Origin of the sequence: Mucilaginibacter sp. SG538B (assembly GCF_013376065.1) — a bacterium.
GTDB classification, from domain to species: domain Bacteria; phylum Bacteroidota; class Bacteroidia; order Sphingobacteriales; family Sphingobacteriaceae; genus Mucilaginibacter; species Mucilaginibacter rubeus.
This window is the reverse complement of sequence record NZ_JABMJI010000002.1, coordinates 1,009,146-1,022,864: the sequence shown is the minus strand read 5'-3', so window position 1 is coordinate 1,022,864 and position 13,719 is coordinate 1,009,146. Positions and strand designations below refer to the sequence as shown.

The 13,719-nt window shown below is 42.7% G+C and carries 12 protein-coding genes; 7 read left to right on the top strand and 5 right to left on the bottom strand.

Annotation, left to right across the window (positions count from 1 at the left end):
• Positions 1-12 precede the first annotated feature (12 nt).
• Complete coding sequence (locus tag FHW88_RS13920; protein WP_176626150.1) at positions 13-687, bottom strand: hypothetical protein; 675 nt, start codon at positions 685-687, stop codon at positions 13-15.
• Positions 688-964: 277 nt separating this feature from the next.
• On the opposite strand from FHW88_RS13920, the gene FHW88_RS13915 reads away from it, so the two are divergent.
• Positions 965-1,828, top strand: a complete 864-nt coding sequence (locus tag FHW88_RS13915) for a hypothetical protein (RefSeq protein ID WP_090532564.1) — start codon at positions 965-967, stop codon at positions 1,826-1,828.
• 207 nt (positions 1,829-2,035) lie between these two features.
• On the opposite strand, the gene FHW88_RS13910 is transcribed toward FHW88_RS13915, so the two are convergent.
• Together FHW88_RS13910 and FHW88_RS13905 are read right to left on the bottom strand one after the other, a co-directional pair.
• Complete coding sequence (locus FHW88_RS13910) at positions 2,036-2,998, bottom strand: AAA family ATPase (protein WP_176626148.1); 963 nt, start codon at positions 2,996-2,998, stop codon at positions 2,036-2,038.
• A gap of 3 nt (positions 2,999-3,001) precedes the next feature.
• Entirely contained in the window at positions 3,002-4,471 is a 1,470-nt protein-coding gene (locus tag FHW88_RS13905; RefSeq protein WP_090532560.1) for a peptidylprolyl isomerase, read from the bottom strand.
• A gap of 178 nt (positions 4,472-4,649) precedes the next feature.
• Here FHW88_RS13905 and FHW88_RS13900 point away from each other — a divergent pair, with 178 nt between their 5' ends.
• The 4 genes from FHW88_RS13900 (at position 4,650) to FHW88_RS13885 (ending at position 6,721) form a co-directional block, all read left to right on the top strand.
• A complete protein-coding gene (locus FHW88_RS13900; protein ID WP_176626146.1) occupies positions 4,650-5,243 on the top strand; it encodes a hypothetical protein in 594 nt (197 codons plus the stop codon).
• Positions 5,244-5,264: 21 nt separating this feature from the next.
• On the top strand, positions 5,265-5,846 hold the full coding sequence (locus FHW88_RS13895; protein WP_176626144.1) for a non-canonical purine NTP diphosphatase: 582 nt from the start codon (positions 5,265-5,267) through the stop codon (positions 5,844-5,846).
• 175 nt (positions 5,847-6,021) lie between these two features.
• Positions 6,022-6,189, top strand: coding sequence for a hypothetical protein (locus FHW88_RS13890; protein WP_175490073.1), 168 nt, complete (start codon positions 6,022-6,024; stop codon positions 6,187-6,189).
• Positions 6,190-6,238: 49 nt separating this feature from the next.
• Positions 6,239-6,721, top strand: a complete 483-nt coding sequence (locus FHW88_RS13885) for a hypothetical protein (RefSeq protein ID WP_176626142.1) — start codon at positions 6,239-6,241, stop codon at positions 6,719-6,721.
• Between the two features lie 151 nt (positions 6,722-6,872).
• Here FHW88_RS13885 and FHW88_RS13880 read toward each other — a convergent pair whose 3' ends face one another.
• Complete coding sequence (locus FHW88_RS13880) at positions 6,873-8,006, bottom strand: lactonase family protein (RefSeq protein WP_176626140.1); 1,134 nt, start codon at positions 8,004-8,006, stop codon at positions 6,873-6,875.
• A 161-nt stretch (positions 8,007-8,167) separates the two neighbouring features.
• A complete protein-coding gene (locus FHW88_RS13875) occupies positions 8,168-9,589 on the bottom strand; it encodes a pseudouridine synthase (protein ID WP_176626138.1) in 1,422 nt (473 codons plus the stop codon).
• A 231-nt stretch (positions 9,590-9,820) separates the two neighbouring features.
• Between FHW88_RS13875 and FHW88_RS13870 the strand changes: the two genes are divergently transcribed.
• Positions 9,821-10,606, top strand: coding sequence for a lytic transglycosylase domain-containing protein (locus FHW88_RS13870; RefSeq protein WP_255485331.1), 786 nt, complete (start codon positions 9,821-9,823; stop codon positions 10,604-10,606).
• 214 nt (positions 10,607-10,820) lie between these two features.
• Complete coding sequence (gene uvrA, locus FHW88_RS13865) at positions 10,821-13,667, top strand: excinuclease ABC subunit UvrA (protein ID WP_176626136.1); 2,847 nt, start codon at positions 10,821-10,823, stop codon at positions 13,665-13,667.
• The last annotated feature ends 52 nt before the right edge of the window (positions 13,668-13,719 follow it).

The following is a 13,719-nucleotide window of genomic DNA, read 5'->3' as shown; positions in this document are numbered from 1 at the left end:
CAGGACATGATTTTAAAGCGAGTTGTAGTAGCTGAATAATTTAGCTAAGGCAGCATCGCTTTTAAAATTAACTTTGTTGGTTTTGATATACTCCTGCATTTTATCGCCCTTGTCGCTCATTGCTGCTAGGATGGTTTTTTGCGACGGCCTGATCTTTGTCATTTGGTTATTGGCAAAAATGTAATAGCTGTTGGCCAGCGTGAAGGTTTTGGTGGTCACCTGCGAAGCAAAACCCGTTGACTCAAGTACTTTTTTCTTGTAATAACGGAGCAGTTTTACCTTCCCGTCTCCCACTACCTGGTAAAAAGTTTTTGGGGTTTGATCATCCACAGCCGGAAAGCCGCTGCTAAAGCTCATATCCGTTTGGTCACTTTCATCAAGCGCAATGCCTTTTACTGAAAAACCTTTCACCGGTTCAACAAAGGCCTGTACCGATGAATCCCGGGGGCTCTTAAACAAAAGTTCATCCCCGTAAATATTATAGTTCAATATTGCATTAGCTGTTTTGCCGTTAACGAAATAAACAGTGCCATTCAGCCAGTTATCGGTAAGTAGGGCGCTGCCTTGTATGCCATCATTGGTTTTAAGATAATATGGGCGGCCGGTATAATCAGAAAGATATTGCGCTTTTGCCTTTACACACAGCAATAAAAGTACAAATAAGCAGTATAGCTTATACTTTTTCATGAAAGCAATTTATATTGATTTAAACAAAAACAGGTTAATTGGGTTATGAAGTTAAGTGTTTTTTTATTCAACTTCATTATTAAGTAAATTTAAATATTTACGCATATTTTATATGATCAAACCCGCGCTCTGCAATTATTTGCCCATATCTTCGTTTCAGGATAAAACAAAAATAATGCAATTGTTAAATTATGCTATGCTGTTTAATGCATTTTGACTATTGCGTATCCGACTTAAAATTTATTACTAAATTGCTCCCTAAAACCCGAATATAAATATGAAGAAAATAATATTAGCTGCTACATTTATTGGTTATAGTGCTTTTGCCCTGGCGCAGGACGCTGTTAATGTAAACAAGGTAGTTAGTGTTGAACAAGCTTTTGATAAGTTAGTTGAACGTAAAGGAATAAAAGATGGTTTCCTGGCAGTTGCCGATCCCGATGGCATCATATTTAAGCCCGATGTAGTAAAGATTGTTGATTTTTATAGTAAGATTGATAAACAGGCCGGCAAGCTTAGCTGGCAGCCCAAATTTGCCCGGATCTCGGCCAATGGGGACCTGGCTTTCACCGCGGGCCCTTATATATATCAAAACGGCAAAACTGATGATGATAAAGTGTTTGGCGATTATGTATCTATCTGGCGTACTAACGCCGACGGTAAATTAAAGCTACTCATCGACCTTGGTATCCAGCATCCTGAAGCTGAGGAAGAAGTTGTTACCGATTTTAAAGAACCCGACCCGGCGCACCGTTCAGGCCCAAGTAAGGATCCATTCGGCGCCAAAAATGTTATTATTGGTACCGATAAAACATTTAATCATGGGTTAACATTATCAGCCATGGCCAGCTATAAGGAATTTTTAAGCCCCGAAGGCCGCTATTATTTCCCCGGCTTTCCGCCAATGACCGGTACCGATGTGGTGATGAAGTTTATCAATAACGAAGCCATCAGCATCACTGCCGAAACTACCGATGGCGGCCGCGCCGCGAGTAATGACCTTGCTTATACCTATGGTCACGCCCGCATTACCAAAGGCAATGTTGTTGGAAACTACAATTATGTAAGGGTTTGGGAAATTGACAAAACAAAAAAATGGAATATCCTTCTTGAGATTTTCTCACCTATTGAGAATGAGTAATAGAGATTAGAGGTTTGTTGTGAGAGATTAGAGACTGGAGATCAGAGATTAGGGTAACAGGTTACCCGTAAGGACGCGGGCGCAATAAGTAATAGAAAGGCCTTGTAAACTATAAATTACAAGGCCTTTTTACTTTATCGACTATTAAAAACTAATCTTCAACCACTTCTAACCAAACCTCTGATCCCCAACCTCTAATCACTAAAATCAAAACAACTGCTCAATAATATCAGCTGCTGATAATCCTTCGGCTTCCGCATGATAACTGCGCACTATACGGTGGCTTAAAATAGGTTTGGCCACTGCCTGCACATCTTCAATATCGGGCGAGTATTTACCGTTAAGTACCGCGTGGCATTTAGCACCTAATACTAAAAACTGCGATGCTCGTGGTCCTGCGCCCCAGCTTAGCAAGCGGTTAATTTGTGGTGTGGCAAACTCGCTGTTTGGGCGGGTTTTGGATACCAGCTTCACCGCGTACTCCATCACATTATCGGTAACCGGGATATTGCGCACCAGTTGCTGAAAATAGATGATCTGCTGGGCGTTTAATATTTTATTTACTTCTGCTTTAGTAATACTGGTGGTGTTCTTAACAACCAGCAGCTCCTCTTTAAATGAAGGATAGCTGAGGGCTACATTAAACATAAACCTGTCCAGCTGTGCTTCGGGCAATGGATAAGTACCTTCCTGTTCAATAGGGTTTTGGGTAGCCAATACAAAAAAAGGCTGTGCAAGTTTGTGTGTTACGCCGGCTGCGGTAACCGCTTTTTCCTGCATGGCCTCAAGCAGGGCTGCCTGCGTTTTTGGCGGTGTACGGTTTATCTCATCGGCCAGGATAATGTTTGAAAAAACCGGCCCGTGGATAAATTTAAAATTGCGGTCTTCACCTAATATTTCAGAGCCAATGATGTCTGAAGGCATCAGGTCGGGCGTAAACTGAATCCTTTTAAAGTCAAGGTCAAGCACCTGCGATACCGTTTGCACCAGCAGGGTTTTTGCAAGCCCGGGCACACCAACCAATAAACAATGCCCGTTACTGAAAATAGAGATCAGCACAAATTTTATCACTTCATCCTGGCCTACTATTACCTTACCTATTTCGGCGCGGATTTGCTGGTAGGCCTGTTTTAAAGCGTTTGCGGCTTCTACATCAGAGCTGTGTTGCATAAATTATTTAGATGATGATTTGGTTTTGGTTTCGGGTATTACAGGCGAGGGATTGGTATTTACCCATTTCTTCAACACATCATATGCCTGATATTCTTTATCAATTTTAATGAAAGTTTCCTTGCGGCGTTTTTCGAACCATTGAGATACAGTTCTGTTAACCTTATCATTATAGGCATATTCCTTAAGTTTAGGGAAATCCTGCTCTAAATTAGCTTTATGGGCATTTGTGGCCGATTTAAGCATCAATATTTTGTAGCTCTTTTTACCATCGGCACCGGTAAACAGATCAGGTTTTGAAATGCTGCCGATTTTCATCGTATCGGTAATAAGCGCCACTTTAGGATCAAGTTTATCGGTAGGGATAAATGTTGAACGGCTTTGTACGTCTTCGGCATTAAGGATCATACCACCGTTGTATTTAGTGTCTTTATTGTCTGAGTAATAGGCTGCAGCGCTTGAAAAATCGACACCTACATTTTTATCTTTTATAAGTAAGTTATAAATACTATCGGCTTTTGCTTTTGCCCTATCCAAACTGGCCTGGGTAACAACAGGTGTAATGAGGATATGCCTCACGTGAACCTGTTCGCCGCGACGCTCAATCACCTGTAAAAAGTGGAAACCAAAATCCGTTTCAAATACCGGGGAAATTTCACCTGCTTTTAACTTGAAAGCGTTTGCGGTAAATTCCTTCACAAAAGTGGTACGGTCGGCAAACCCAAGGTCGCCTCCTTCAGGTGCCGAACCCGGATCCTGCGAATAAAGCCTGGCCAGTGTACCAAAGTCTTCGCCCTTTTTAACACGCTGCCTTAACTCTTCGGCCTTAGCTTTGTAAAGGTCTTTTTCTTCTTTAGTTAACTTAGGCTGAAAAACAATCTCACCAACTTCAACTTCTTTATTAAATGAAGGCAAGCTGTCCTTAGGGATTCCATCGTAATATTTTTTAACATCCTGAGGGGTAACATTCAGCTTCTCGGTAATGTGCTGCTGCATTTTTTGAGCAACCATCTGCTCTTTCAGGTCGGGCCTGATCTCATCTTTGTACTGGATAACCGAACGCCCTAAAAATGCTTCCAGTTTTTCCTGCCCGCCCGCGCGCTGTGTCATTTCGCGCATACGGCGGTCAACGTTGGCGTCAACATCTTCTTCCTTTACTTCAATACTATCAATTGCGGCTTGCTGGGCAAGCAGTTTTTGGGTTAACAAAGTTTGTAAAATGCGGGCTTTAACAGATGGGTCAGGTTGGTTTCCCTGTACCAGGAAGTTAGCGTATGACAGTTCAATGTCTGATAGCAGTATCGGGCTGTTACCAACTACCGCTGCAATTTTATCAAGCGTTTTGCCGGGTGTGGGGGCAATAACCGAATCGGCCTTAACCAGTTTTTTTGCTGCTGTATCTGATGCTACCTGTGCCTTTGCAAATGTTATTGTTAAAATAAAACTTAGTACTAATACTCCTAACTTTCTCATGTAACGCTGTTATACTAAATAAAACGGGATAGTTAACCCGTTAAAAACTACGAATTTCGGTAAAATTTATTAATTATAACCGAACAAATATTTTCTGCAAAACCAACCGGCTATAATTGTGCTAATATGCCTATAAAGCTTGAAACCGTTTAACTACTTTTGGTTAAAATTTGTTAAAGTGAAAGTTGAGAACCCTGCCGCGTTTCGTTTTTTGTTAGAGGATGAACTTTACCTGCTCAATGCAGATAAGCTGTTATATGATAAAATTACTGAATTCGAAACTCCTGCGGCAGTACCACTATCTCCTGTAACTGAAAATGCCAAACCGGCACCAGTAACCATTATTCCATCTTTAACTCCTGAACCTCAGGTAGTAATAAAAACGCCGGTTGATGATTTTAAGTATCTGGGTAAAAACTTAAAGAACTTTTTAGTACTAACATGGTATAAAAATGCCGGGTTTATAGTGGCCGAACATTTAACCGCCCTTGAAAACATCTTGAAGCGTAAAGAACTTAGCCCCGATGACGTGGCGATATTCAATCTGGCAAATTTCAGTGAAACCAAATTCAGCCAGTTGAAAACATTTTTTAAACCAACCAAGGTACTGGTTTTGGGAGGAGACGCCCTGCCACAGGATATAAAGGTGCTTAAACCAAATAAACCGGTAACCTCAAACGGGATCACTGTGCTTTACAGTTATTCATTTGATGAGATGATGGATAATGTGGAGTATAAAAAAACCTTTTGGGAGTTGGTTAAAACATTATAATAAAACACGCCACTAAGATATATGCAATTAGTTTTTGCTACCAATAACCGCCATAAGCTTGATGAGGTTTCGGCCAAGCTTAATGGCGCCATCCAGTTACTAACCCTGAACGACATTGGTTGTTATGATGATATTGAGGAAACAGGTACAACTTTTAAAGCTAATGCCTCTATCAAAAGTCACCATGTGTATGCCGAATATAAGCTTAACTGCTTTGGCGATGACAGCGGGCTGGAAATTGACGCCCTGAACGGAGAACCGGGTGTTTACTCGGCGAGGTATGCGGGTGCCCATGGCAATCATGCCGCCAACATCAGTAAAGTGCTCGATAATTTGAAAGGCGAAACCAATCGTAACGCCCGCTTTCGCACGGTAATTTCCCTGATCTGGAACGGCGAAGAGTACTTTTTTGAAGGAACGGTTGAAGGCACCATCCGGCAAGAGCCGAGTGGTAATGGCGGTTTTGGCTATGATCCTATTTTTGAACCGGAAGGTTACGACATTACTTTTGCCGAAATGAGTATGGACAAAAAAAATAGCATTAGCCACCGTGCAAAAGCAATGGAAAAGTTGATCGCATTTTTAAATAAAGCTGGTGAATAATCATTTTAGTACACTCAGCCTCAACTTAGCGCGTTACAATAACAGTTATTTATAAATAATAAAGGTGCTTTTTTTCTAATGGTAAAACGTTTAACTAAATTTATTCGATATTAGCAGGAAGAAACGAAACCTTAGTGGTGTAAGCCCCGTAAAATAGAGCTATAAGGAATAACCTATGAACATTATTAAGCAAATCGGTAAAATTTTATCGGAAAGGGATACCAACCCTAAGTTTATTAATAGCCTTAAAAAAGTTCGGGAAGCCGACCAGATTGCCGAATCAATCAATAAAAGGTTAACTGAATTAGAAAAACGCACCCGTCAGCAAGCGGTGAATTTATAATTACACACTTTGGCAGGATTTATGCTATTTATGCATAAAATATACTGTCATGAAAAAGTTAATTCAGACCTCAATCGCAATCTTTTCACTTGTTTTGGTCATTTCGGCCTGCTCGTCAACCAAAAGCACAACTACGTCTAATGTATCGCGCGGTAAATTTGTTGGTACCTGGACCTGCAATAATGTAAGTTACGACGGCCTTGTACAAAATGCAGTACAGAGCGTATTTGATCAGGCTCCCCCCGAAGCCTTTGTTGGCAGCACGTGGAAGCTCACCAACAGTGGTAACGGTATCTACACTTTAACAAACGGAACATCGCAAACCATTTTCTGGTCGGTTTATAACGGTGGTACAACCGGTACCCAATTCCAGTTCAAAAAACTTTATGAAGGCGATAAAGCCAAAAACGTATCAGAAGGATATCGTTTGGATATTGCCAGCAACGATGGCTCAACCATGACCCTGAAATCGCCGGTTACCGTAGGCAATACAACCGGATACATTGTTTATTCGTTTACTAAAAACCCTTAATTGAGGTTAAAGGTAAAAGGCGAAAGGTTAAAGGTTTCCTTTCCAGCTGATAAAATGAAAAAGGCGAAGTTCGGAATATCTCAAACTTCGCCTTTTTCATTTTCAGCGCGAGGCCAAACCTTTCGCCTTTTACCTTTATCCTTTCGCCTTCTTACTCAGCTGGTGCAAATTTTAAGCATACCGGGTTGCCAATATCAACTCTGATGCCTGTTTGGGCAAGTTTGCCGGTGTTTTGGTCTATTTTAAATACCCACATGTTATCGCTGTTCTGGTTAGCCACTATCAGGAAGTTACCTGTTGGGTCGATAGCGAAATCGCGTGGGTTTTTGCCATAGGTGGACTGGCGCGCTACAAAAGTAAGCAAACCTGTTTCCTGGTTAACAGCATAAATATTGATCTCGTTAGTTTCTAAACGATTTGAAGCATACAGAAAGCGGCCATCGGGCGACAGGTGGATAGCGGCACCTGCTGTTTGGCCGGTAAAGCCATCTGGCAACATGGTAATGGATTGTTTCTGTTTCAGCTTGCCGTTATTGTAATCAAACGCGATTACGTTCGATCCCATTTCAGTTACCAGGTAAACAGTCTTTTTGTCGGCCGAAAACTCCAGGTGCCTTGGGCCTTCTCCTGAGGTAACACTTACAAAGGCCGGTGTTGCGGGTACAATACGGGGCTCTTTTGAAGGGCGGTAGCGGTAAACATTTATTTTATCGGTGCCAAGGTCATTATACAATACATATTTTTCATCGGGTGTAAGGACCGCCATATGCGCGTGTGCAGATTCCTGCCTTTCCTTGTTTATGCTATGGCCATCATCATGTACCGTTTGAATTCCGTTAGCTATTGAACCATCTTTATTCAAAGGCATTACCGCAACGTTGCCGCTTGAGTAGTTAGCTATGATCAGGTTTTTCTGTGCTTTATCAACCGAGATATGGCACGGATCGGCGCCCAGTGTTGATTGCTTGTTGATAAAAGTCATTTTGCCTGTTTTGGGCTCAAATGAAAATGCGCTTACCTCGCCTTTAGGCAGTTCGTTAACCGCGTAAATAAATTTATTATTGGCGCTTAACGTTAAATACGACGGATTATTTACGCCATCAATTTCACTGAGATAAGCCAGTTTGCCGGTTTCGGCATAAAAACGGTATACCACAATACCTTTACTTTTGCCGGTGGTATAAGTACCAACCACCAGGTCGAAAGTTTTAGGCCCTGTTTTTTTATTTTGTGCAAATGTTAGCGCCGGTGAAAGCATAGCTATGATCAAAAGAAATTTCTTCATGGGTGATTATATAAGGTCTATTTAATTAATTCACAAATAGCAAAAATACTGACAATCATATAGCTTTAAGCTTTATGTATCCAGCTTAGCCTTACAATTATTGCTGTGCAAGATAACAAAATAGACAAAAAAAATGCCCCGCTGTTTAACGGGGCGTTTTATTATTTCATCAGGTGTTTTAACTGGATCACCTCTTTTTCATCAAGGTAACGCCAGCGGCCACGCGGAAGATCCTTTTTGGTAAGGTTTGCATAAACCACCCTGTCCAGTTTTACCACTTCGTAGCCCAGGTGCTCAAACATACGGCGCACAATACGGTTTTTGCCGCTGTGGATCTGGATCCCAACTTCACGTTTTGATCCACCGGCTACATATGATACCGCGTCGGGCTTAATTACGCCATCTTCCAGCTCAAGGCCGAAAGTTAATTTATTCAGGTCGCCCTGGGTTAAGCTTTTGCTCAGTTCAACCTGGTATAATTTAGTAATGCTGTTACGCGGGTGCGATAGCTTATCGGCCAAATCACCATCGTTGGTCATTAATAATAAACCGGTGGTGTTACGGTCAAGACGGCCAACGGGGTAAATACGCTCGCGGCTTGCCTTTTCAACCAGGTGCATTACGGTACGGCGCTCCTGCGGATCATCTGTAGTTGTGATATAATCCTTTGGCTTATTTAACAATACATAAACCATTTTCTCGCGTTTCAGCGTTTCGCCGTTATATTTAATAGTATCCTTAAACGGATCAACTTTGGTACCTAATTCTGTTACCACTTCGCCGTTTACAGAAACTACGCCCGCGGTAATCAGTTCATCGGCCTTACGGCGTGAACAAATACCCGCGTTTGATATGTAACGGTTCAGGCGGATCAGCCCATCGTCTTCTGATTTTTTAGCTGGAGAATTTTTACGCCCGCGCATGGTTTTAGGGGCATCCTGTTGGTTTTCCCTGTCATGCGGTCTATGTGCCGGTCTTTCGCCAAATGGTGATTTCTCTTTAAAACCGCCTTCGCGTTTTTTGAAGCCGCCCTCGGTTCCTCTTGGTGCAAATTTACGTTCGCCCCCTGCATCACCGCCAAAGCTTCTTTTAGGCTTGCCCTCAAAGCTGGCTGATGAACGGGTACGTGGAGATGAGTAAGGTTTCTTTTCGCCTTGTGATTCGCCGCCAAAGCTTCTTTTCGGCCTGTCGTTATCGCCGGTTGTTGGCCTGCCGCTGTAAGGTTTACGCGGGCCGCCACTAAATGACTTCCTTTCGCCTGTGCTATCGTCGCCAAAGCTCCTTTTTGGCCTGCTTTCGCCGTCGCCTGTTGGCCTTCCCGAATAGGGCCTTGACTTAGCACCTGCTCTTCTATCGCCAGATGATTCACCACCCCTAAAATTGCTTTTGGGCTTATCGTCACTGAACCTGTTGCTTTGGAATGTTTTTTCCGGTCTGGAAAGTATTTTTTTTTCTCCGTTTGGAGTAGCTTTACCTTTTGGGGTTGATGCTGATTTTTTTGGTCTGTCGTCGGATCTTGAACTCCTTGATGACGACTTTCCGGGTTTGTCGTCGCGACTACCTGCTGGTCTCTTAAATACCATAATTTTTTGTTTAGCGCTTTCGCAGCGTGAGGGTCAAAGTTACGCTTTTTTGCCAATTTTTATCTAAAAAGATCAAAAAAATATCCTCTTGCAAAATCGCCGTTTAAACGGTTTTAAACGCCGTTTTTGAACCAAAAACCAACTCTAAAAAAGTTAGCAAAATGGTAAGTATTTGATTATGTGATCTGTATAGCCTACCTTTGCAGCACATTCTACCAAATGTATAGTTAAATGATAGGAAAAGAAATGATTAAAAAACACTTACTTACGTGCTCCGTAACACTGGTGCTGGTTCTCATTTCAGAGCTTAATATTTTCGGTACAACGATCATCGAAAAGGCTGCAAAAGTGGCAACTTTAAACGCCCGAACCTCAGATTTTATTTTTCTCAAAAGCTCAAAGGCAGTTGCTTACAACTTTGCCAATGAGGCTTTACCAGTTAATGACGCAAGGGTTACGCGTAAACTCAACAAATCGCTCAGGCAGCATGACTTTAAAAGCGTGCAAAGCAATATATTGCACCGCAAAGCCGAGCTATGGTTCCCCATTATCGAACCAATTTTGAAGTTTTATGGTATCCCTGAAGATTTTAAGTATGTACCGTTGGTCGAGTCAGGCCTTAAATCAGGTACATCATCTAAAGGAGCGTCGGGTTTTTGGCAATTTATGCCGGGTACTGCACGTACCTACGGACTTAGAGTAGGCCATGGCGTTGATGAGCGGAAAAACCTTCGCAAGTCAACCATTGCAGCCTGCAAGTATATCAAAGAACTATACGATGAATTTAACAGCTGGACACTGGCGGCTGCCGCTTACAACAATGGCTCGATCAAATTAGCGCGCGCCATTAACAGGCAAAAAGAAGATAACTATTTTCGCATGAAGCTGAACCGCGAAACCGGTTCATATGTTTATAAGCTTATTGCCATGAAAGCAGTTATTGAGCAGCCAAAAGAGCACGGGTATGATAATTACTTTGTCATCCCGCCTGCATCACAGTTGCTGGCAATTAATTAACAGCAGGTAATCATACTGTAAATTAATTAAAAGATTACATTACGGAGCACTTTGAGGCTGGTCATCCACAGTGGATGATCGGCCTTTTTTGCTTATATTTGTAGCAAACTGTTGATGGTTTAAGCCAAAAATTTTAGGAAAGCAGGTTTTGTAAAAAACTGGTAACTATAATAATTAGCTTCAAACAATGTCAATAAATCCATATTAATAAAGTATGAGTACAAAACCTCTTGTTGACCTGGGCGAGCAAAGTGAAGTTGAAGTTTATGGTGCCCGGGTACATAACCTGAAAAATATAGATGTTTCCTTTCCTCGCAACCAACTGGTGGTAATTACCGGCTTAAGCGGCAGCGGTAAATCATCACTGGCGTTTGATACTATTTACGCCGAAGGCCAGCGCCGTTATATGGAAACATTTTCGGCCTACTCACGCCAGTTTATGGGCGGGATGGAGCGGCCGGATGTGGATAAGGTATCGGGCCTGAGCCCTGTTATTGCTATAGAGCAAAAAACCACCAGCAAAAACCCGCGTTCCACCGTAGGTACTATTACCGAAATCTATGATTTCATGCGCTTGCTCTTCGCCCGTGCCGGCGATGCTTATTCTTACACCACCGGTGAAAAGATGGAGCGCATGAGCGAAGACCAGATCCTCAAAAATATCAGCGAAAAATTTGACGGGCAGCCAGTTAATATCCTGGCTCCGGTGGTAAAGGCACGTAAAGGCCACTACCGCGAATTGTTCGAATCCATCCGCAAGCAAGGATTTTTAAAAGTTTGGGTAGATGGCGCCATTGCCGATGTTGAACCCAAAATGCAGGTTGACCGGTACAAGATCCACGATATTGATATTGTGGTTGACCGTTTGGTAGTGAGTGAAAAAGACAGCAAACGTTTATATACTTCCGTTCAGCAGGCTTTAAAAATTGCCAAGGGCATTATCCGTATTGCCGATAAGGATAATAACGTATCCTATTATAGTAAATACCTGATGGACCCGGTTTCGGGTATCTCGTATGATGAGCCCCAGCCAAATACATTTTCGTTTAACTCACCTTATGGCGCTTGTGAAAAATGTAATGGCTTGGGCTATATTTTTGAAGTGGATGAAGCTTCGGTAATCCCTAATCCGAAACTGAGCATCATGAACGGCGGTTTAGCCCCTATTGGTGAATACCGCGAAACATGGATTTTCCAGGTGTTGAAATCGCTGGCTAAAAAGTATGAATTCTCGCTCTCAACCCCTATCGAAAAGCTGAACCGCGATCAGTTGGATATGATCCTGAACGGCGCCCCTGAAACATTGAGCGTTGCTGTAGAATATAACAAATGGAATGTTCAAAGCTACCAGATCACTTTTGAAGGGATTATCCGCATGCTGGAGGAACAACAGGAACGCCGCAACGATGAAGGAATGGACGATATGGAGAACTATCGTGTACTCCGTACCTGCCCGGTTTGCGAAGGTGCAAGGCTCAAAAAAGAGTCGCTGCATTTTAAGGTAGATGGTAAAAATATTTTCGAGCTGGCCTGTATGGATATCAATCACCTGCAGGAATGGTTTGATGGCCTGGAAGACCGCCTTACCGAGCGCCAGAATGTGATTGCTAAAGAGATCCTGAAAGAGATCCGCGCACGTATAGTGTTTTTACTGGATGTGGGTTTGAGTTATTTAACGCTTGATCGTACTGCTAAAACCCTATCGGGCGGTGAAGCACAACGGATCAGGCTGGCTACACAAATTGGTTCACAGTTGATGAATGTGATGTACATTTTGGATGAGCCAAGTATCGGTTTGCACCAACGCGATAACGAACGTTTGATCAACGCCCTTAAAAATCTGCGTGATTTAGGAAACACAGTACTGGTTGTTGAGCACGATAAAGACATGATCCTGGAAGCCGACCACGTAATTGACATGGGCCCGGCAGCCGGTGTACATGGTGGCCAGGTTGTTGCCGAAGGTACTCCGGCGCAGCTAATGGAAAAGCATACGCTTACCACTTCATATATCAATGGCGAGCGGGAGATTGCGGTGCCCAAAAAACGTCGCGAAGGTAATGGAAAAACCCTGAGCCTGAAAAAAGCTACCGGTCATAATCTTAAAAAAGTATCGGTTGATTTCCCTTTAGGTAAACTAATCGGCATAACCGGTGTATCGGGCAGCGGCAAATCAAGCCTGATCACCGAAACTTTATACCCTATATTAAACCATCATTTTTTTAGGGCGAAGAAACAGCCGTTACCTTATGAAAAAATTGAGGGATTGGAACATATTGATAAAGTAATTGAGATAGATCAAACCCCCATCGGTCGTACACCGCGCTCAAACCCTGCCACTTATACCGGGGTGTTTTCGGACATCCGCAATCTGTTCGTGGCACTACCGGAATCAAGGATCAGGGGATATAAACCAGGTCGTTTCTCGTTTAACGTAAAGGGCGGCCGTTGCGAAACCTGCCAGGGTGCAGGCATGAAGGTAATTGAAATGAACTTTTTGCCCGATGTGCAGGTACCTTGCGAAGAGTGCGGCGGCAGGCGTTACAACCGCGAAACGCTGGAAGTGCGTTACCGGGGCAAGTCCATCAGCGATGTGCTGGATATGAGCATTGAGGACGCTACGCCATTCTTTGAACACATTCCATCTATCTATCGTAAAGTAAAAACGCTGAACGATGTAGGTTTGGGGTATATCACCTTAGGCCAGGCCTCAACCACGCTATCCGGCGGCGAAGCACAGCGTGTTAAACTGGCTACCGAGCTATCTAAAAAAGACACAGGAAACACCTTTTATATATTGGATGAACCTACTACAGGTTTACACTTTGAAGATATCAACGTATTGTTAGGTGTACTTAACCAATTGGTTGATAAAGGCAATACTGTTTTGGTAATTGAACATAATCTTGATGTTATTAAAGTGGCCGACCACGTAATTGACCTTGGCCCGGAGGGCGGCTCGGGCGGCGGTAATATCCTGTTCTCGGGCACGCCTGAAGGTTTGTGCAAAGTAAAGAACAGTTTTACAGGTAAGTTTTTGAAAAAAGAAATGGGGTTATAAGCATTAATCAAAACTTCATAAGTTTATCTCTTAACGTAAACCAAAACAACAT

Excerpts from the sequence above, each read along its gene's own strand:
- FHW88_RS13920 (WP_176626150.1), bottom strand. The coding sequence starts at position 687 with ATGAAAAAGTATAAGCTATACTGCTTATTTGTACTTTTATTGCTGTGT.
- FHW88_RS13915 (WP_090532564.1), top strand. The coding sequence starts at position 965 with ATGAAGAAAATAATATTAGCTGCTACATTTATTGGTTATAGTGCTTTT.
- FHW88_RS13910 (WP_176626148.1), bottom strand. The coding sequence starts at position 2,998 with ATGCAACACAGCTCTGATGTAGAAGCCGCAAACGCTTTAAAACAGGCC.
- FHW88_RS13905 (WP_090532560.1), bottom strand. The coding sequence starts at position 4,471 with ATGAGAAAGTTAGGAGTATTAGTACTAAGTTTTATTTTAACAATAACA.
- FHW88_RS13895 (WP_176626144.1), top strand. The coding sequence starts at position 5,265 with ATGCAATTAGTTTTTGCTACCAATAACCGCCATAAGCTTGATGAGGTT.
- FHW88_RS13890 (WP_175490073.1), top strand. The coding sequence starts at position 6,022 with ATGAACATTATTAAGCAAATCGGTAAAATTTTATCGGAAAGGGATACC.
- FHW88_RS13885 (WP_176626142.1), top strand. The coding sequence starts at position 6,239 with ATGAAAAAGTTAATTCAGACCTCAATCGCAATCTTTTCACTTGTTTTG.
- FHW88_RS13880 (WP_176626140.1), bottom strand. The coding sequence starts at position 8,006 with ATGAAGAAATTTCTTTTGATCATAGCTATGCTTTCACCGGCGCTAACA.
- FHW88_RS13875 (WP_176626138.1), bottom strand. The coding sequence starts at position 9,589 with ATGGTATTTAAGAGACCAGCAGGTAGTCGCGACGACAAACCCGGAAAG.
- FHW88_RS13870 (WP_255485331.1), top strand. The coding sequence starts at position 9,821 with ATGATAGGAAAAGAAATGATTAAAAAACACTTACTTACGTGCTCCGTA.
- uvrA (WP_176626136.1), top strand. The coding sequence starts at position 10,821 with ATGAGTACAAAACCTCTTGTTGACCTGGGCGAGCAAAGTGAAGTTGAA.